15 protein-coding genes and 1 pseudogene are annotated in these 19,009 nt (G+C 70.0%); 5 read left to right on the forward strand and 11 right to left on the reverse strand.

Translation table 11 applies throughout. The features are described 5' to 3' along the window. The first annotated feature begins 180 nt into the window (after positions 1–180). A complete protein-coding gene (locus ABTW72_RS20755) occupies positions 181–2,058 on the forward strand; it encodes a hypothetical protein (RefSeq protein ID WP_350861054.1) in 1,878 nt (625 codons plus the stop codon). An 8-nt stretch (positions 2,059–2,066) separates the two neighbouring features. On the opposite strand, the gene coaE is transcribed toward ABTW72_RS20755, so the two are convergent. Beyond that, a complete protein-coding gene (coaE, locus tag ABTW72_RS20760) occupies positions 2,067–3,248 on the reverse strand; it encodes a dephospho-CoA kinase (RefSeq protein ID WP_350861056.1) in 1,182 nt (393 codons plus the stop codon). Between the two features lie 482 nt (positions 3,249–3,730). After that, positions 3,731–5,248, reverse strand: coding sequence for a 30S ribosomal protein S1 (rpsA, locus tag ABTW72_RS20765; RefSeq protein ID WP_350861058.1), 1,518 nt, complete (start codon positions 5,246–5,248; stop codon positions 3,731–3,733). Between the two features lie 494 nt (positions 5,249–5,742). Here rpsA and ABTW72_RS20770 point away from each other — a divergent pair, with 494 nt between their 5' ends. From ABTW72_RS20770 to ABTW72_RS20780, 3 genes and pseudogenes are all read left to right on the forward strand, one after another. After that, a complete protein-coding gene (locus ABTW72_RS20770; RefSeq protein WP_350861060.1) occupies positions 5,743–6,549 on the forward strand; it encodes a class I SAM-dependent methyltransferase in 807 nt (268 codons plus the stop codon). A gap of 86 nt (positions 6,550–6,635) precedes the next feature. Then, entirely contained in the window at positions 6,636–6,854 is a 219-nt protein-coding gene (locus ABTW72_RS20775; RefSeq protein ID WP_350861062.1) for a hypervirulence associated TUDOR domain-containing protein, read from the forward strand. Then, positions 6,841–7,185, forward strand: a pseudogene (locus ABTW72_RS20780) (DUF3140 domain-containing protein); the annotation flags it as partial. The gene ABTW72_RS20775 and the pseudogene ABTW72_RS20780, both read left to right, overlap by 14 nt. A 217-nt stretch (positions 7,186–7,402) precedes the next feature. Here ABTW72_RS20780 and polA read toward each other — a convergent pair. Then, positions 7,403–10,102, reverse strand: a complete 2,700-nt coding sequence (polA, locus tag ABTW72_RS20785; RefSeq protein ID WP_350861064.1) for a DNA polymerase I — start codon at positions 10,100–10,102, stop codon at positions 7,403–7,405. Between the two features lie 216 nt (positions 10,103–10,318). Here polA and ABTW72_RS20790 point away from each other — a divergent pair, with 216 nt between their 5' ends. After that, the gene (locus ABTW72_RS20790; RefSeq protein WP_350861066.1) at positions 10,319–10,630 is read left to right on the forward strand and encodes a hypothetical protein; all 312 of its coding nucleotides are present in this window, start codon (positions 10,319–10,321) and stop codon (positions 10,628–10,630) included. A gap of 737 nt (positions 10,631–11,367) precedes the next feature. On the opposite strand, the gene ABTW72_RS20795 is transcribed toward ABTW72_RS20790, so the two are convergent. From ABTW72_RS20795 to ABTW72_RS20830, 8 genes are all read right to left on the reverse strand, one after another. Next, on the reverse strand, positions 11,368–12,174 hold the full coding sequence (locus tag ABTW72_RS20795) for an amino acid ABC transporter ATP-binding protein (protein WP_350861068.1): 807 nt from the start codon (positions 12,172–12,174) through the stop codon (positions 11,368–11,370). Continuing rightward, positions 12,174–13,151, reverse strand: coding sequence for an amino acid ABC transporter permease (locus ABTW72_RS20800; protein WP_112582677.1), 978 nt, complete (start codon positions 13,149–13,151; stop codon positions 12,174–12,176). Before ABTW72_RS20800 ends, ABTW72_RS20795 begins: the two co-directional genes overlap by 1 nt. 3 nt (positions 13,152–13,154) lie before the next feature. Further along, complete coding sequence (locus tag ABTW72_RS20805; protein ID WP_350861070.1) at positions 13,155–14,066, reverse strand: ABC transporter substrate-binding protein; 912 nt, start codon at positions 14,064–14,066, stop codon at positions 13,155–13,157. Between the two features lie 37 nt (positions 14,067–14,103). Beyond that, a complete protein-coding gene (locus tag ABTW72_RS20810) occupies positions 14,104–14,814 on the reverse strand; it encodes an ABC transporter ATP-binding protein (protein WP_350861072.1) in 711 nt (236 codons plus the stop codon). Beyond that, positions 14,804–15,649 (reverse strand): ABC transporter ATP-binding protein, encoded by an 846-nt coding sequence (locus ABTW72_RS20815; protein WP_393222009.1) that lies wholly within the window; start codon positions 15,647–15,649, stop codon positions 14,804–14,806. Before ABTW72_RS20815 ends, ABTW72_RS20810 begins: the two co-directional genes overlap by 11 nt. After that, the gene (locus tag ABTW72_RS20820; RefSeq protein ID WP_091407909.1) at positions 15,642–16,751 is read right to left on the reverse strand and encodes a branched-chain amino acid ABC transporter permease; all 1,110 of its coding nucleotides are present in this window, start codon (positions 16,749–16,751) and stop codon (positions 15,642–15,644) included. Before ABTW72_RS20820 ends, ABTW72_RS20815 begins: the two co-directional genes overlap by 8 nt. Next, a complete protein-coding gene (locus ABTW72_RS20825) occupies positions 16,748–17,698 on the reverse strand; it encodes a branched-chain amino acid ABC transporter permease (protein WP_112582681.1) in 951 nt (316 codons plus the stop codon). Before ABTW72_RS20825 ends, ABTW72_RS20820 begins: the two co-directional genes overlap by 4 nt. 109 nt (positions 17,699–17,807) lie before the next feature. Next, entirely contained in the window at positions 17,808–18,968 is a 1,161-nt protein-coding gene (locus ABTW72_RS20830) for a branched-chain amino acid ABC transporter substrate-binding protein (protein ID WP_350861075.1), read from the reverse strand. Positions 18,969–19,009: the final 41 nt, after the last annotated feature.

Here is a 19,009-nt window from a genome sequence, read left to right on the forward strand (position 1 = left end):
ACAGGAACGGCCGTCACGCCAGGTACGTGATCAGCTTCAATATTCCCATTGTGTGGCCCATGTCACCGGGACTACCCTCTTCATGTAGGCCGCTCGCGGCGGCCGACCGGGCCGGTGGCCAGGCCGACATCACGGCCAGTCACCCCCGGCACTGCGGTCGCAGCACCCGGCTCGTCCGGCGTGCGCACCCGTGTGGTCGCGCTCGAGGCGCTGACCGGCCGCCGCGAGCGCCCCTGCTCGTCACCCCGGTGCCTCCCCGCCCGTTTCATCTCCGTGGACACCTCTCCGACCCCGGCGCCCGACACTGCCCGCACCGCCACACCCCCGCCGGACGACCCGGGCACCGCCCGCAGCGGGCGGCACCGCACCGGCCCGGGCGGCAGCGCCTCGGCGGCCAGCCGGACCCCCAGCGACGCCGGAGGTAGGCCCACGGCCGGCCGGACCAGCGGCGGCGCGCGCCGAGCCACCGCCGGCCGCAAGACCGACGACACGCGGCGGGCCGTCGCCGAGCGAAGCCTCGCGGAGAGCCGCGCCACTATCCGCCGCGACGACACCCCGAAACCCGCCGACACCACCGAGGCCGCCGACACCACCGGGCCGCCCTCGGCCGGCCGTCGTCGACGTACGGTGCTGCTGCTGCTCGGTCTGACGGCGGTGACGTCCGCGGCGGCGCTGGTGCTCGGGCTGTTGAGCTGGGCGCCCGACCCGCCCGAGCCGGCCCGGCCGCTGACCCTGGGGGAGCGCGACCGGCTGGCCGCCGTGCGGGTCACCAACCTGCGGGACCTGCGCGCCGGCGTACGGGTCACGGCCGGCACCGGCGCCGCCCGCATCGAACTGGTGGGCTGGGTGGACTGGTCCCGGTCACTGCTCTACCTCGACGTGGGCGGGCCGGGAGCGGGCACCGAACGGGGACTGTTGCAGAAGAGCGGTCCGGTGCTCGTGATCCGGCCCGATCCGGCGGCGGTGCCCACCCCCGCCGCCCCACCACTGATGCCCCCGACGGACCGGTGGCGGCTGCACCGGCTGGCACCCGGGTCGCACCTGGCACCGGTGCTCGACCTGCTGCTCGATCTCGCGGCCGACCGACCCGACACCACGACCCGGACGGCACCGCCCGACGGGGCGCGCTGGATCGCCCGGGAGACCGTCCCGGCCGGCCCACTGGACGTCATACAGGCACCACTGCCCACCGGCGCGCCATCCGCCAGCACGGCGATCGGCACCCCCAGCGCCGCGACGCCCACCCCGGACGGACCGACCCGGTACTGGCTCGACCAGGACGCCCGGCTGCACAAGTTGGTGACCCGGCTGCCCGACGCCGGACCGGTCACGATGATCTTCAACCGCGCGGACCGGCCGACACTACGGCCGGTCGACGCACTCGGCGGCCGCCCCGGTCTGTCCCGCGCGCTGACCGACGCCGAGCAGCGTCGGCTCGACCGGCTGCCGGCCCGGCTCCGCGCCCACGGCGGTGCCACGGTGACGCTGACCGCGCCGACGGGCACGGACACGAACCTGCGGGGCGCCGGCTGGTTGAGCTGGAGCGCGCGTACCGCGTACCTCGCGGTCGCCGACCTGGGCGTACCGGACCGCCGGACCCTGCTGCGCCGCGACGCCGCCGGTCTGGCCCGGGCGGACCTGCCGGCGGCCGATGCCGGCGGCGGCACCGCGGAGGCACCGGCCCGGCCGCCGCTGCCACCCCCGGCCGGCGGATGGCGGGTCTCCCGGCCCGGCCGGGACGACCTGAGCGTGCTGGTCGACGCCGCAATCGCCGCCGGGTCCGTCGGGCAGCGCGGCACGGCAGTGCGGGTACGCGAGGACGTTGCCGCCGGACGGACCGTGGACGTCATCGAGTCGGGTCCGGCCGACGCGCGGCTGCGTTACTGGCTCGACCGGGACGGGTCGCTCCGCCGGCTCGAGTTGCGGACCGACGCCGGCGCGTGGGCATACCTGGATCTCCAGCCCGCCGTCGTACCCCGACTGGCCGCCAACCCTCGGCCCACTGCCCCTCGACCTTCGGCCCCTCGGTCTTCGACCCCTCGCCCCGGTGCCCGCTGACCGGTGCCTCAGGGGTGCCAGCCGGTCTGCTCCGCCCACTGCTCGGCCCGCAGGTACTCCTCGTCGAACCACGGGTTGCGGGCCGTGCCGGAATCACCGGCCTCCGGCGCCGCGTCGACCAGGTCCCGCTTGAGCAGCAGGTACGCGGCCCGCTGATCCGGGTCGGCACGCAGGTGGTCGCGCATCAGCAGCGCGTACCGCCAACCCGGCGAATCCGCCACCCGCACGTGCAGACGAACCGGGCGGGCCGGGTCCGCACTGCCGTGCAGCCGCTTCTCCCACCGGCCCCTGCCGGCCGGGCGCGGGTCGTCCCACCACTGCCCCGGCACCCGCGGAAACCCGGCGCTCGCCAGCCGATCGGCCAACGGCCCGTCGGCGTCGGCGAGGCTGGCGACCGCCACCTGCACGTCGATGACGTTCTGGGCGGCCAGGCCGGGCACCGCCGTCGAACCGATGTGATCGATCCGCAGGGCATCCGAGCCGAGCGCGTGCTGGATCCGGGCGGCCAGCCGCGCGTACTGCTCCGGCCAACTCGCGTCGGCGCCGGCCAACTCCACCGCGTCCGGCGGGACCACCCGCCGCTGACGCAGGTTGTCCTCGTAGGGCACCAACCGCTGCTTCCAGAGCAGGTCGACGGCGTCGTGCAGCGCCGTCAGGCTCCCGTCGTTGGTCAGCACCACGTCCGCCGCCACCCGGCGGCGGGCGTCGTCGGCCTGGGCGGCGATCCTCCGCTCGGCCTCCGCGCGACCCATCCCCCGGTCGCGCGCCAGCCGCTCCAGTCGGGTCGCCACGGCCGTCTGCACCACGACCACCAGGTGGTACGTCGGCGCGAGACCCACCTCGACCAGCAGCGGTACGTCGTTGACGACTATCGCGTCGGGTGCCGCCGCGGCAGTCAGCTCCGCCGTGCGGGCCCGCACCCGGGGGTGGGTGATCGCCTCCAGCCGACGGCGGGCGGTCTCGTCGGCGAACACCACCGCTCCCAGTGCGGCACGGTCCAGTGCGCCGTCGGCGTCCACCACCGCATCGGAGAAGGCGGCGACGATCTCGGCCAGCCCGTCCGAACCTGGCGCCACCACCTCCCGGGCCACCCGGTCGGCGTCAATCAGCACCGCGCCCCGCTCGACGAGCCGCGCGGCCACCGCGCTCTTGCCTGACCCGATCCCGCCGGTCAACCCCACCCTCAGCACCCGAACAGTCAACCGGATCGACAAGCCCGCCGCCAAACCCACCCACGGTCCGGCGCCTCCCAACCACCAGCCCCGACCGCTACCCGCTCGCGCTCCGGCACCGGCATCCGGCCCCGGCCCCGGTCGCGGTCCCCCGGCTCCGCGCCCCGCGCCCCGCGCCCCGCGCCCCGCGCCCCGCGCCCCGCGCCCCGCGCCCCGCGCCCCGCGCCCCGCGCCAAGATCGTGCTCGAACCAGGATGTAGTGGTGTGCGGCGCCCGGGAGGCCCCTACATCATGGATCGAGCACGATCTTGGCGGTCCGCACCAGCCGCCGGGCTCACCGCGCCCGCAACAGCGCCCCGGACGCCGCGCACCACCCCCGCAACTCGCGCTCCCGAAACTCGCGCCGCTGCGGCGAGTGCGGGGCACGGGCGGGTACGGCGAGGGCCCCGCCCCCAGCGATCCGGAGATCGCGGGGACGGGGCCCGTCGTCGTTCAGCGGGTCACTTACCGCCGGCGAGCTTCTCCCGCAGTGCGGCGAGCGCCTCGTCGGTGGCCAGCGTGCCGGCCGGCTCCTCGGCCTGCCGGCTCGGGGCCGGGCTGGATGAGGAGGTGGTGCCACCGCCACCGCCACCGCCACCGCCAGCGGCCGGAACGGCCGGAGTCGGGTTGGCGGCAGCCTCGGCGTCGGCGGCCCGAGAGGTCTGCACCTGCTTGGTGTGGGCCTCCCAGCGCAGACGAGCCTCGGCGTACTGGTTCTCCCAGGTCTCGCGCTGCTTGTCGTACCCCTCGAGCCACTCGCCCGTCTCCGGGTCGAAGCCCTCGGGGTAGATGTAGTTGCCCTCGGTGTCGTACGTCGCGGCCATGCCGTAGAGGGTCGGGTCGAAGTGCTCCTCGCCCTCGACGAAGCCCTCGTTGGCCTGCTTGAGCGACAGCGAGATCCGGCGGCGCTCAAGGTCGATGTCGATGACCTTGACCATGACCTCGGAGCCAACCTGGACGACCTGCTCCGGGATCTCCACGTGGCGCTCGGCCAGCTCAGAGATGTGGACCAGGCCCTCGATGCCGTCGTCGACGCGGACGAACGCACCGAACGGAACCAGCTTGGTGACCTTACCCGGCACGATCTGCTGGATCGCGTGGGTGCGGGCGAACTGCCGCCACGGGTCTTCCTGGGTCGCCTTCAGCGACAGCGAGACCCGCTCGCGGTCCAGGTCGACGTCCAGGACCTCGACCTCGACCTCCTGGCCAACCTCGACGACCTCGGACGGGTGGTCGATGTGCTTCCAGGACAGCTCGGAGACGTGCACCAGACCGTCGACGCCGCCCAGGTCCACGAAGGCGCCGAAGTTGACGATCGAGGACACGACGCCCTTGCGGACCTGGCCCTTCTGCAGCTTGTTGAGGAACTCGGTGCGCACCTCGGACTGCGTCTGCTCCAGCCAGGCCCGGCGGGACAGGACCACGTTGTTGCGGTTCTTGTCCAGCTCGATGATCTTGGCCTCGAGCTCCCGCCCGACGTACGGCTGCAGGTCGCGCACACGACGCATCTCGACCAGGGACGCGGGCAGGAAGCCGCGCAGCCCGATGTCGAGGATGAGGCCGCCCTTGACCACCTCGATGACCGAACCGCGGACGACGCCGTCCTCGTCCTTGATCTTCTCGATCGTGCCCCAGGCCCGCTCGTACTGCGCCCGCTTCTTGGAGAGGATCAGACGACCCTCCTTGTCCTCCTTCTGGAGGACAAGGGCCTCGATGTGGTCGCCAACCGTCACAACCTCGGCGGGGTCCACGTCGTGCTTGATCGACAACTCCCGAGAGGGGATGACACCCTCGGTCTTGTAGCCGATGTCGAGCAGGACCTCGTCCCGATCGACCTTGACGACGGTGCCTTCGACAATGTCGCCGTCGTTGAAGTACTTGATGGTCTCGTCGATCGCGGCGAGGAATGCCTCCTCGGAACCGAGATCGTCGTGGGTGACCCGGGTGGCGCTCGAGGGGGCCTCGATGCTGCTCGTCATGTGGGCGGTTGCTCCGGTCGGTGGGTTGTCACAGCAGGCTGGTGTGTCGCAGTGACCTGTTCGCGCCAGCGGATCCGTCGCCGGGCACACCGAACGATCGCCTAGTGAGATCATGATGTGGCTCCGTCGACCGCGCACCTGCTCCCTGCCGAGGCAACGCGATCCGCGAGCGCATCGTCTAGCCTACCGTGCGCATTACCACAGCGTGCAAGCCCTCCCGGGTTCTCTTCGTGCGATGACCTGCGAAAGCCGAACAATCGCCCGGAAAACACCCCTGCTGTCTCCTGCGTCACAGCAGCCCCTCCCACCCCGCCGGCGCGCACCACGGGCCGCGCCTGATCGACCCGGCTTCCCGGAAGTCGGTGCGGCCCGCCGGCTCGGACACCGCGACGTCACCGAAGAGGAGCCGATCACGCCGACCGCGCGAGGGGTCGCTCAGATCGCGGACGCGCGCCGCCGTACCCAACGGGGTGGGTGGGGCCTAGCGTGAGCGCGTGGATGACGACAGCCGGGTTACCCGGCGCCGGGTGGGTGACGCCGAGGCCCGGCGCGCCAACCGCGGCTGGTGGGACACCGACGCCGACGACTACCAGGCCGAACACGGCGCGTTCCTCGGCGACGTGGACTTCGTGTGGTGCCCCGAGGGCCTGCGCGAGGCCGACGCCCGGCTGCTCGGCGACGTGTCGGGGCGGCGGGTGCTGGAGGTGGGCGCCGGCGCCGCGGCCGCCGCCCGCTGGCTCGCCACCCAGGGCGCCCGGCCGGTCGCCTTCGACCTGTCCGCCGGCATGTTGCGGCACGCCGCCGAGGCCGCCGACCGCACCGGGGTACGCGTACCGCTGGTGCAGGCCGACGCGCTCGCCCTGCCGTTCGCCGACCGGTCGTTCGACGTCGCCTGCACCGCGTTCGGCGCGATCCCGTTCGTGGACGACTCGGCGGCGCTGCTCGCCGAGGTGCACCGGGTGCTGCGCCCAGGCGGTCGGTGGGTGTTCTCGGTGACCCACCCGATGCGGTGGATCTTCCTCGACGACCCCGGCGAGGGCGGCCTGACGGCCGTGCACTCGTACTTCGACCGCTCCCCGTACGTGGAGCAGGACGAGAGCGGCGTGGCCACCTACGTCGAGCAGCACCGCACCCTCGGCGACCGGATCCGAGAGCTGGTCGGCGCCGGGTTCCGGCTGCTGGACCTGGTGGAGCCGGAGTGGCCGGAGGGGCACAAGGGGATCTGGGGGCAGTGGAGCCCGCTGCGCGGACGACTCTTCCCCGGCACCGCCATCTTCGTCACCGAGAAGCCCACCGGGTGAGCGCCGCCGCGGGGTGCGACAAGCTGCCGACCGCCGAGATCACCCCGTAGCCGTTTCTCCCTGGCCGGGTCGGGTAGCCGACGACCATGGCCGAACAGAGATTCCACCAGGGCGACCACGTCTCCTGGTCGGCCCACGGCAGCCGCGCGTACGGCGTGGTGCGGGGGACGATCACCGAGCGGACGCGGATCCGCGGGCGGGCGGTGAACGCGGCCCCCGACGACCCGCAGTACCGGGTCCGCAGTGACAGCACGGGCCGCGACGTGGCCCACCGCCCCGAGGCGCTGCGTCATGAGCAGAAGTGACGACGGCCGGGACACCTACCGGGAGTTCACCGAAGCGGTGAACATGAAGCCCGGTGAGCTGTCCACGTGGCTGGAGACCGACGAGTCGAAGCAGGTCGGCTGGCACAAGGGCGGTCGTGCTGGTGGTGGCGAGTCCGTCGGGCACGAGTCCGGTCGGAAGATCATCAACCTGCTCCGCCGCAAACGCGGTGACCTGTCCGAGGGCGACTACAAGCACATGCGCAAGGTGGTCGGCTACGTACGCCGGCACATGGCGCAGCGTCCCTCCGGCAACGTCCGCGACACCAAGTGGCGCTGGTCCCTCATGAACTGGGGCCACGACCCGATGAAGTAAGAACCGGCGCGCGGCCGTCGGTGCACGCTGGGCGCTGTGGGGACGGGCGGCGCGAGGGCTCCGCTTGATCCGGTTAGCGCCTACCACTCCTACGGCCGCGACGGAGCGACCCGGTCAGGGGTTCCGGGGCGGCCCGACCCACGCAGGGATCAAGCCTGACCGCCCGGAGCGGGTCGGGCTGCCCCGGAACCCCCACACCGCAACCAAGAAACGATCAGTGATCCGCGCTGTTCCAGTCCCGGCCCAGACCGACCGACACCTCCAGCGGCACCGACAACGGGTAAGCCTCGCCCATCTCCCGCCGGACCAGGGCCTCCAACGACTCCCGCTCACCCGGGGCGACCTCGAAGACCAACTCGTCGTGCACCTGCAACAGCATCCGTGAGCCCAGCCCAGCCTCGCGCAGCGCGGTGTCGACGTGCAGCATCGCCACCTTGATGATGTCGGCGGCGGAGCCCTGGATGGGGGCGTTGAGCGCCATCCGCTCCGCGATGTCACGGCGCTGCCGGTTGTCGCTGACCAGGTCGGGCAGGTAGCGGCGTCGGCCGAGGATGGTGGAGGTGTAGCCGTCCTGGCGGGCCCGGGCGACCACCTGCTGGAGGTAGTCGCGCACCCCACCGAAGCCGGCGAAGTAGTTCTCCATCAGCCCGCGCGCCTCTTCGGTGCTGATGCTGAGCTGTTGGGACAGGCCGAAGGCGCTCAGGCCGTACGCCAGGCCGTAGTTCATGGCCTTGATCTTGCGGCGTTGGTCGGGGGTCACCTCGTCCAGTGGCACCCCGAAGACCGACGAGGCGGTGGCAGCGTGGAAGTCGGCGCCGGAGTTGAACGCGTCGATCAGCGCGTCGTCCGAGCTGAGGTGCGCCATGATGCGCATCTCGATCTGGCTGTAGTCGGCGGTGAGCAGACACTCGTAGCCCTCCCCCACCACGAAGGCCCGACGGATCCGACGGCCCTCCTCGGTGCGGATCGGGATGTTCTGCAGGTTGGGCTCGGTGGAGGAGAGCCGACCGGTGGCCGCCACGGTCTGGTTGAAGGTGGTGTGGATCCGGCCGTCGTCGGACACCGACTTCAGCAGCCCGTCGACGGTCGACTTGAGCTTGGCCACGTCCCGGTGACGCAGCAGGTGGGCCAGCACCGGGTGCGGCTGCTGCGCGTAGAGCCACTGCAGGGCGTCGGCGTCGGTGGTGTAACCCGTCTTGATCTTCTTGGTCTTCGGCAGACCCAGCTCGGTGAAGAGGATCTCCTGCAACTGCTTGGGCGAGCCGAGGTTGAACTCCCGACCCACCGCCTCGTACGCGCCCTGCGCGGCGGCCTTCACCTCGGCGGCGAAGTGGGCCTCCAGCTCGGAGAGATAGTGGGTGTCGGCGGCGATGCCGGTGCTCTCCATGGTGGCCAGCACCCGCATCAGCGGCAGCTCCACGCCGGCCATCAGCCGGGCGGACTGCTCGCCGTCGCGGGACAGCTCGGCGTCGATCGCGTCGGCCAGGTCGAGGGTGGCCCGGGCCTGGAGCATCAGGTTCTGCTCGACAACCCCTTCGTCGCCGAGACCGTCGAGGGTGAGCTGGCCGGACTCCGGGACGTCCACCCGCAGCTCCCGGTGCAGGTAACGCAGCGCCAGGTCGGTCAGGTCGTAGGACCGCTGGTCGGGGCGGGCCAGGTACGCGGCGATCTGCGTGTCCCGGACGATGCCGGCGAGCTGCCAGCCGTGCGCGGCGCAGGCCAGCACGGCCGGCTTGCTGTCGTGCAGCACCTTGGGGCGCTGCTCGTCGGCCAACCAGCCGGCCAGGGCGCCCTCGTCGGTCGGGTCGAGCTGCGCCGGGTCGACCCAGGCAGCCGCGCCGCCGGCGGTGGCCAGCGCGAGACCGGTGATCGAGGCGGTGTGCCGGCGGTTGGGGCCGGTGTCGAGCTTGACCGCCAACCCCGCCGGGGTGCCGGTCGGAACGTGCGTGGTCAGCCACCCGGCCAGCGCACCGGGCTCGGTGAGCACCTCGCCGGTGAGGTCGAAGCCGGACTCGGCCTCCGGCTCGACCGCCTCCAGGTACTGGTAGAGACGGTCGCGCAGGATGCGGAACTCCAGGGTGTCGAAGACCTGGTGCACCGCCTCCCGGTCCCAACCCGTCCAGCGGGTGTCCTCCGGGCGCAGCGGCAGCTCCAGGTCGGAGACGAGGCAGTTGATCTCGTAGTTGCGGATCACGTCGGCGAGCCGTTCCCGCAGGCTGTCGCCGGCCTTGCCCTTGATCTCGTCGGCCCGGGCGATCACGCCCTCCACCCCGCCGTACGTGGTGATCCACTTGGCCGCGGTCTTCGGGCCGACGCCCGGGATGCCGGGCAGGTTGTCACTGGTCTCGCCGACCAGCGCGGCGAGGTCCCGGTACTGCTGCGGCGGAACGCCGTACTTCGCCTCGATCGCCGCCGGGTCCATCCGGGCCAGGTCGGAGACGCCCTTACGCGGATAGAGGACGGTGATCTGATCGTCGACCAACTGGAACGCGTCGCGGTCACCGCTGCTGATCAGCACCGACATGCCCTGGTCGCGGGCCTGGCAGGCGAGCGTGGCGATGACGTCGTCGGCTTCGAAGCCCTCCTTCTCCACCACCGGGATCTGCAGCGCGGCCAGGACCTCCTTGACCAGGCTGACCTGGCCCTTGAAGTCGGTCGGAGTCTCGCTGCGGCCGGCCTTGTACTCCGCGTACTTGTCCGTGCGGAAGGAGTGGCGGGAGACATCGAAGGCCACGACGATGTGGGTGGGCTGCTCGTCGCGCAGCACGTTGATCAGCATCGAGGTGAAGCCGTACACCGCGTTGGTCGGCTGACCCGTCGTGGTGGAGAAGTTTTCCACCGGCAGGGCGAAGAACGCCCGGTATGCCATGGAATGTCCGTCGACGAGGAGCAAGCGCGGTGTCGTAGCTGTCACGGCAGCGACTCTAGTCCGTAGCACCGACAGATCCGCCGACCACCTCGCGCAGAGGGGTCACCACCTCAACCACTTCGCGAGCTGAGGCCGGCGGTGCGGCCGGGAGGACCTCTACTGGCCGCATGCCCGTCGGCGACGACCCTGCCGCCGAACGGGGCAGCGATGATCGTGGCCATCGATTAGGTTGATTGCAACTTCGATCAACGGGGGTTGCGAATGCGTAAGACGATCATGCAAGTCGTCGTGGCGATGCTTGTCGCGGCGGGTGGGCTCACGGCCACGGCCGCCCCGGCTCAGGCGGGCGGCTGGATCACGATGTCCTTCTACTATCCCTCGGAGCTGCCCCAATGCGAGGCCGACGGCCGAGCGAAGGTGGCCGCCGGTTACACCACCTACTGGTGCGCACCGGGGTTCAGCGGCAGCCGTCCAGTCGCGGCTGAGCGCATCGCCGGTTCGGCAACCACCCAGGCTGTGGCCTGCGATCGGTGCGGTACGCGCGGCTACTGGCTCCGGCTCTACATAAGCTAGCCCGATTCGGCAGGACGTGAAACGCCCGGCGGATGAACCGCCGGGCGTTTCACGTCCTGGGCTGGCATCCCGTCGTGGTGGAGAGAAGTTTTCCACCGGCAGAGCGAAGAGAGCCCGGTGTGACATGGAATGTCGTCGACGAAGAGCAGTCACGATGTCGTAGCTGTCACGGCAGCGACTCTAGTCCGTCGCACCGACAACCTTGCTCGCCACGTCGGACGGGCAGCGGAGCTCATCCCGCGCAGGCACTGGTCGGGTGGGTACCGCGATCATTGGCCCGGACGGGACAGCCGGACTCGATCATCGCAGTTAGACTCCCCTCAATCTTTCTCGCAACGGGGGTTATCGATGAAGAAGTGGACGAGTCGCGTCCTGGTAACTATGTTTCTCGGCCTGACCGGGGTGGTGGGGGTGGCCGTGCCAGCCCATGCCGACGGCTGGGTCCACACGACCACCAATCCGTATCCCAGCGAGGATGCCTGCAACGCTGCTGGAGAGCGGTACGTCTCGCACGACTGCACACTCACCACGTACCCGAAGTGCGGCGCTCGGTGCGGTGTACGCGGTTGGTACCTCAGCTACTTCATGAGCTGACGGTCCCGGCGTCTGATGGATGCGAGCCGGCCGGTGAGGGGCACCCCTCACCGGCCGGCTCGTTCGTCCCGCAGTAGCTGTCAGGCCACGCCGAGGTACGCCTCCTTGGCCACCGGGTCAGGCAGGAGTTCCTGACCCCCGGCTCAGAGCACCTTGGCCAGGAACGCCTTCGTCCGGTCGTGCCGGGGGTTGGCGATCACCTCGCGCGGCGCGCCGGACTCCACCACCACGCCGTCGTCCATGAAGACCAGCGAGTCGCCGACCTCCCGGGCGAAGCCGATCTCATGGGTCACCACGATCATCGTCATGCCGTCGCGGGCCAGGTCCTTCATCACGTCGAGCACCTCGCCGACCAGCTCCGGGTCCAGCGCGCTGGTGGGCTCGTCGAAGAGCATCAGCTTCGGCTGCATCGCCAACGCCCGGGCGATGGCCACCCGCTGCTGCTGCCCGCCGGAGAGCTGCCCCGGGTAGTTGCCCAGCTTGTCGCCGAGCCCGACCCGCTGGAGCAGCGCGGCGGCCCGGTCCCGGGCCGCGCCCTTGCGCTCCCGGCCCGTCAGCACCGGCGCCTCGGCGACGTTCTGCAGGGCGGTCATGTGCGGAAAGAGGTTGAACCGCTGGAACACCATGCCGATCGCGCGGCGCTGGGCGGCGATCTCCTTCTCCCGCATCTCGTGCAGCTTGCCGCCGCGCTCCCGGTAGCCGATCAGGTCGCCGTCCACCCGGATCCGGCCGGCGTTGATCTTCTCCAGATGGTTGATGCAGCGCAGGAACGTCGACTTGCCGGAGCCGGAGGGCCCGAGCAGACAGCAGACCTCGCCGCTGCGGACCTCCAGGTCGATGCCCTTGAGCACCTCCACCGACCCGAACGACTTGTGCACCTGCTCGGCGCGGACCATCACGCCGTCGCCGGCCGTTCCCGCGGCCTCCGCCGGTGTCGTCACCTGTGTCATCACCGACCCGCCTCGCTCGCGCTACCGCCGGCCTCCGCGGTGATCCCGCGCAGTCTGATCTTCGCTTGGGCGCTCTTGCCGAACCCCTTGGAGAAGTGCCGCTCCAGGTAGTACTGCCCGACGAGCAGCACGCTGGTCAGCAGCAAGTACCACAGGCAGGCTGCCACGTACATCGGGAAGACCTGGAAGGTCCGGTTACCCACGGCCTTGAGCTGGAAGAACAGCTCGGTGGAGACCGGCACGAAGGCCACCAGCGAGGTGTCCTTGAGCATCGCGATGGTCTCGTTGCCGGTCGGCGGGATGATCACCCGCATCGCCTGCGGCAGCACGATGCGGCGCAGGATCTGGGTACGGCTCAGGCCCAGCGCCTGCGCCGCCTCGGTCTGCCCCTCGTCCACCGACTGGATCCCGGCCCGAACGATCTCGGCCATGTACGCCGCCTCGGAGAGCCCGAGCGCCAGCATGCCGGCGACGAATCCCGTGAGGATCTCCAGCGCGGAGAAGCCGAACAGACGTGCCTCGAAGTCGTCCACGCCGAAGAGCGCGCCGATCTGCCGATCGAACGGGAGCCCGAACTCGATCCGGGCCCAGAGGATGCCGAGGTTGCCGAAGAGGATCGCCAGCACCAGCCGGGGCACCGCCCGGAAGAACCAGGTGTACGCCCAGGAGACGCCCCGCAGGATCGGGTTCTCCGACAACCGCATGATCGCGACGACAACGCCGAGACTGACGCCGATCACCATCGCGAGCACGGTCAGCGCGAGCGTGCCGCGCAGACCCTCCATGATCGGCGGCCGGAACATCTCGTCGACCATGAACGCCCAGTTGAACGCCTTGTTCGTCACCAGCAGGTGGACGAACATGGCCACCAGCACCCCGATCACGGCGACCGCTACCCAACGCCCGGGATGCCGGACGGGCACGGCCTGGATGGGTTCCGGCCGTGCCCGTTCGGTTGTGTCCGTTTCCGACGACATGCGTCAGCTGGCGGGGTTCAGCGCCGAGGAGGTGATGGCGCCGCCCTCGACGCCCCACTTCTTCAACGCGGTCTGGTACGAGCCGTCGGCGATGACCGCCTGGACGGCCTCCTTGAGCACCTCGGCGAAGGCGGTCTGGTCCTTCTTGACGGCGTAGCCGTACGGGGCGGACTCGTAGATCTCGCCGACCAGCTCCAGCGAGCCGTTGCTCTGCTTCACCGCGTACGCTCCGACCGGCGAGTCGGCCAGCATGGCGTCGTTCTTGCCGCTGAACACGGCGGCCGTGGCGTCGCTCTGCGCCTGGTACTGGTCGATGGTGATCGCCGGCTTGCCGCCGGTGGTGCACTTCTTCGACCGGGCGGTGATGTCGTCGAACTGCACGGTGCCGGTCTGCACGGCGATCTTCTTGCCGCAGGCGTTCTCAATGTCGATCTTGGCCGCGTTGCCGGCCTTGGTCACCCACTGGGTGCCGGCGGAGAAGTAGCTCACCATGTTGACGCTCTTGAGCCGCTCGGCGTTGATCGTGAACGACGACACCCCGACCTCGTACTTGGCGGAGTCGACGCCGGGCAGGATCGCGTCGAAGGGCGCCGACTCGTACTCGGCCTTGAGACCGAGCTTCTGCGCCACCGCGTTGAACAGCTCGACGTCGAAGCCGACCACCGTCTTACCGTCGGCGTCGAGGAACTCCGCCGGGGCGTACGTCGAGTCGGTGCCGACCTTGATCACACCGTCGGACTTGATGGCGTCGGGCACCTTCCCGGCCAGCGCCGAGTCGGCCGCCGCCGTGACGGTCGGACCGGCGCCGGGCGAGCCGCTGTTCTCCTTCTCCCCACACGCCGTCAGCGAGAGGGCGATCAGCGCCGCACTGGCGGCGCCGAGCGCCGCCCGGCGGGCACCGTTGGTATTGAACATGTCTCTGCACTCCTTGCGTGAGGGGTGTGACGGCCGCTCAGGCCACGCCGAGGTAGGCCTCTTTGACCGCCGGGTCGTGCAGCAGCTCGGCGCCGGTCCCGGTCTTGACGATCCTGCCGGTCTCGAGCACGTACGCCCGGTGCGCTCGGGCCAGCGCCTGCTGCGCGTTCTGCTCCACCAGCAGGACTGTGGTGCCCTGCTCGTTGATCTCCTTGATGATGTCGAAGATCTGTTGGATCAGCATTGGCGCCAGCCCCATCGAGGGCTCGTCGAGCAACAGCAGCTTGGGCCGGCTCATCAATGCCCTACCGACCGCCAGCATCTGCTGCTCGCCGCCGGAGAGGGTACCTCCGGCCTGCTTACGTCGCTCCGCCAGCCTCGGGAAGAGGTCGAGCACCCGGGCCAGGTCCTCGGCGATCCCGGCGCGGTCGCGCCGGGTATACGCCCCCATGTCCAGATTCTCGAGCACCGACATGCCGGGGAAGATCCCACGACCCTCGGGCGCCTGGCAGAGCCCCCGCCGGACCCGCAGGTCCGCCCGGAGCTTGGAGATGTCCTCGCCCTCGAAGCGGATGCTGCCGGTGGCGATGGGCCGAATCCCGGAGATCGCCCGCATGGTGGTCGACTTCCCGGCGCCGTTGGCGCCGATCAGCGCGACGATCTCACCCTCGGCCACGGTCAGGCTGATGCCGTGCAACGCCTGGATCCGCCCGTAGAGCAGGCTCACATCCTCGATCTCAAGCAACATCGTCCGGCACCCCCAGGTACGCCGCGACCACCTTCGGGTTGTCCCGCACCTCGGCGGGCAGCCCTTCGGCGATCTTCTTTCCGAACTCCAGCACGACGATCCGGTCAGTGACGCCCATGACCAGGCGCATGTCGTGCTCGATCAGCAGCACGGTCACGCCGGTGTCCCGGACCTGCCGGATGAGCTGGAGCAGCTCCTCCTTCTCCGCCGGGTTGAAGCCGGCGGCCGGCTCGTCCAGGCAGAGCAGCACCGGATCGGTGGCCAGCGCCCGGGCGATCTCCAACCGCCGCTGCTCCCCGTAGGAGAGGTTGCGGGCGAACTCGTGCAGCCGGTGCCGGATGCCGACGAACTCCAGCAGCCGCTCGGCCTTCTCCCGTCCCTCGCGCTCCTCGCGCCGGTGCCGGGGCAACCGGAACAGAGCGGAGAGCACACTGGTCTTGTGGTGCGCGTCCGCGCCGACCTGGACGTTCTCCAGGGCGGTCATCTCCGGGAACAGGCGGATGTTCTGGAACGTCCGGGCCATACCCATCTGGGTGATCTGGTGGCGCTTCTTCCCGCTGATCTTGCCGCCACGGAACCGGATCTCACCCTTGGTGGGCTGGTAGATACCGGTCATCGCGTTGAAGCAGGTGGTCTTGCCAGCGCCGTTCGGGCCGATCAGCCCGAGGATCTCCCCCTTGTAGAGGGTGAAGTTGACGTTGTCGAGCGCGACCACGCCGCCGAAGCGCAGCGTGACGTCGTCGACCTCCAGCAGCGGCTCCCGGCTGGGGACCGCCTCCACCGCCGGCGCGCCCGCCTGCGCCGGAACAGCCGGCGTCTGATCGGTGTCACTCACCGACGATCACCTCCTTGCGACGGTCTTTGAACTCCGCCGCCCGTCGTCGGTTCGGAATCAGGCCTTCCGGCCGGAAGATCATCATCACCACGAGGACCAGACCGAAGATCAGGAACCGGTACTCGTACAGCTCCACGCCGAACAGCTCGATGCCGCGGAACCGCTCGATCATGTACGCCACCAGGCCACCGCCGACGATCGCGCCGACGATGTTGCCCGAACCACCGAAGATCACCGCCGCCAGGATGATGATCGAGTTGAGCAGCTCGAAGTTCTGCGAGTTGACGAAGTTCTGCTTACCCGCGAAGAGTGCGCCGGCCAGGCCGGCGATCGCGGCACCCGAGGCGAACGCCCAGAGCTTGAACTTGAACGTCGGCACGCCCATCAGCTGCGCGGCGTCCTCGTCCTCCCGGATCGAGATCCAGGCCCGACCGACCCGACTGTGCGTCAGGTTCCGCACACCGATCACCACCAGGATGATCAGCGTGAGCACCAGCCAGTAGTACGGCCGGGCGTCCAGCACGCCGAAGAACGGCTTGCCGTCGGCGTACTTGCCGGGCGGGTGCGGGATCTGGTTGAAACCCCGCTGGCCCTTGAGGAACTCCGAGCTGACCGCGGCGATCCGGATCATCTCGGCGAAGCCGAGCGTCACGATCGCCAGGTAGTCGCCGCGCAGACGCAGCGTCGGCGTACCGAGCATCACACCCGAGAGCATGGTCAGCCCGATCGCCAGCGGCACCACGAGCAGCCACGGCCAGAGCGTCTTGAGGTTGCTGCTCGGCGAGGTCAGCACCGCGACGGTGTACGCGCCGACGGCGAAGAAGCCGAAGTAGCCCAGGTCGAGCAGGCCGGCGAAACCGACCACGATGTTCAACCCGACGGCCAGCAGCACGTAGATCGAGACGGTGAACAGCACCTGCGTGAAGTTCGCACCGGGGGTCGGGATCGGCCCGAGATACTGGTAGAACTCCCTGTTCGGTAGCGCGTAGAAGAACGCGATCACCGCGACCAGCAACGCCCAGCGCACCCAGCGCGGCGCGCCGCGCCACCGTTCTCCGGCCGCCTCGCGGCCGGAGCGCACCCTCTCCAGGACGGTCGTCATGCTCGTGCCCTCCCCAGCGATTCGCCCAGCAGACCGGTCGGCCGGAACATCAGCAGCACCACCAACACCGCGAAGGCAGCGAAGTCCTTCCACTGACTACCGAACAGACCTGCGGCGTAGTTCTCCACCACGCCCAGCAGCAGGCCACCGATCAGCGCGCCGCGCAGGTTACCGATACCACCCAGCACCGCGGCGGTGAAGGCCTTGAGCCCCAGCAGGAAGCCGACGCTGTAGGTCAGCGTCTGGATCCGCACGTCGTAGAGCAGACCGGCCACACCGGCCATGGCACCACCGGTGATGAAGACCATCAGGATGATCCGGTCCTTGTTCACGCCCATCAGCGCGGCGGTGTTGGCGTCCTGGGCCACGGCCCGGATGCCCCGGCCGGTACGGCTGCGGTTGATGAAGAGGTCCAGCAGGACCATCATCAGCAGCGCCGCGCCGATCGTCAGCAGCTGCACCGAGTCGATCGGCACGCCGAAGAGGTGGAACAGCGGCTTGCTGCTCACCAGGCTGGGCGCGCCCTCCGGCAGTCGGCGGGTCCAGATGCCGAAGGCCTCGGAGATCGCGATCGAGGCGCCGATCGCGGTGATCAGGAAGGCCAGCGGCGGGGCGTTGCGCTTACGCAACGGCCGGTACGCCACCCGCTCGATCACCGTCGCGGTACCCGCCGAGGCGATGGCGGCGACGATCATCGCCACCAGCAGGTAGAACAGGATCGATCCAACCCCGCTGACCTGTGAGTTCTGGTCGAGTCCAAAGCCGTTCCAGGTCCAGATCGCCGCGAACGCGCCGGCGATGAAGACCTCGGAGTGAGCGAAGTTGATGAGTCTCAGCACGCCGTAGACCAGCGTGTAGCCGAGCGCGACCAGGGCGTAGATCGCGCCCTGGGTCAGGCCGGTCGTGGTGAGTTCCCCGAAGTTGGAGAACAGTCCATTGAAGTCCAAGGGAGGGACGCTCCATCACGTCTGGAGAGAAAATTGGGGTGCGGCCGGGAGCGAGCAGCTCCCGGCCGCACCCGCGATCACAACTCAATCGCCGAAGCAGCGACCAACATCAGGACTTCGGGATCTCCTGATCCGGGACAACCTTGCCGCCGGTGACCTTGAAGGCCCAGACCTTGACCTGAGCCGGGTCCAGCTCGCCGGTCTCGGTGAACTTGTAGCTCGCCGCGACACCCTCGCCGCTGTAGCCCTTCACGAACTCCAGCAGGCTCTCGCGGGTGGTCTTGCCAGCCTTGATACCGGCCAGCAGGATGTTCGCCGCGTCGTAGGCGGTGTCGCTGTAGGTGCCCGGGTCGGTGCCGTTGAGCGCCTTGAACTCCTGCACGAAGGTGCCCCGGGCCTCAGCGGCCGGCTGGCACGGGCAGGTGAGGATGGTGCCCTCGGCCGCCGCCTGACCAGCGGAGGTGATGTACGCACCGTCGTTGACGCCGTCGCCGGCGACCAGCGGCGCGGTGACCCCGGCAGCGGTGAGCTGCTTACGGATCAGGCCGGCCTCCTGGTAGTAACCGCCGTAGAAGATCGCCTTCACGTTGGCGGCCTTGACCTTGGTGACCACGCCGGAGAACTCGGTCTGCTTGCCCTCGCCCTGGACCTTGTCCGAGCCGACGACCGCCGGGCCGAGCAGCTTCTTGACCTCGTCGGCCAGGCCGGCGCCGTACGCGGACTGGTCGTCGATGACGTAGACCTTGTCGGCCTTCATCACGTTCTTCATGTAGTTGCCGGCCGCCGGGCCCTGGCTGAAGTCGTTGCCGACCGCGCGGAAGAAGGTCTTCCACTTCTGGTCGGCCAGGCTCGGCCGGGTCGCGGACGGGGTGATGGTCACCAGGCCGGCCTCGTTGAACAGCGGGCCAGCGGCCTCGGACTCACCCGAGTAGGCCGGGCCGACGACGCCGAGGATCTTGGTGTCGTCGATCGCCTTCTGCGCCAGACCAGGTGCCTGGTCGGGGCTGCCCTGCGAGTCCAGGGAGGCCAGCTCGACCTTGCAGTCGGCGTTTTCCTTGTTGTACTTGTCGACGGCGAGCTTGACACCGTTGTTCTCGTTGATGCCGAGCGCGGCCGAGCTGCCGGTCAGCGCGCCGAAGAACGCGATCTTGCTGCCGCAGGCGTCACCGCCCCCGCCTGCCGCATCGTCGCCACTGGAGCATGCGGTTCCGCCGGCGACGAGCGCCACCATGGCGACCCCACCGATAACGCGCGCGAGCTTTTGCCTCAAGGCCCGAACCCTCCTCGTCCCATGGTCCGAACCACCCGCTG

This window comes from Micromonospora sp. NPDC127501, from assembly GCF_040302185.1.
GTDB lineage: Bacteria > Actinomycetota > Actinomycetes > Mycobacteriales > Micromonosporaceae > Micromonospora.

Excerpts from the sequence above, each read along its gene's own strand:
- ABTW72_RS20775 (WP_350861062.1), top strand. The coding sequence starts at position 6,636 with ATGGCCGAACAGAGATTCCACCAGGGCGACCACGTCTCCTGGTCGGCC.
- ABTW72_RS20820 (WP_091407909.1), bottom strand. The coding sequence starts at position 16,751 with ATGACGACCGTCCTGGAGAGGGTGCGCTCCGGCCGCGAGGCGGCCGGA.
- ABTW72_RS20810 (WP_350861072.1), bottom strand. The coding sequence starts at position 14,814 with ATGTTGCTTGAGATCGAGGATGTGAGCCTGCTCTACGGGCGGATCCAG.
- ABTW72_RS20795 (WP_350861068.1), bottom strand. The coding sequence starts at position 12,174 with ATGACACAGGTGACGACACCGGCGGAGGCCGCGGGAACGGCCGGCGAC.
- ABTW72_RS20805 (WP_350861070.1), bottom strand. The coding sequence starts at position 14,066 with ATGTTCAATACCAACGGTGCCCGCCGGGCGGCGCTCGGCGCCGCCAGT.
- ABTW72_RS20800 (WP_112582677.1), bottom strand. The coding sequence starts at position 13,151 with ATGTCGTCGGAAACGGACACAACCGAACGGGCACGGCCGGAACCCATC.
- rpsA (WP_350861058.1), bottom strand. The coding sequence starts at position 5,248 with ATGACGAGCAGCATCGAGGCCCCCTCGAGCGCCACCCGGGTCACCCAC.
- ABTW72_RS20790 (WP_350861066.1), top strand. The coding sequence starts at position 10,319 with ATGCGTAAGACGATCATGCAAGTCGTCGTGGCGATGCTTGTCGCGGCG.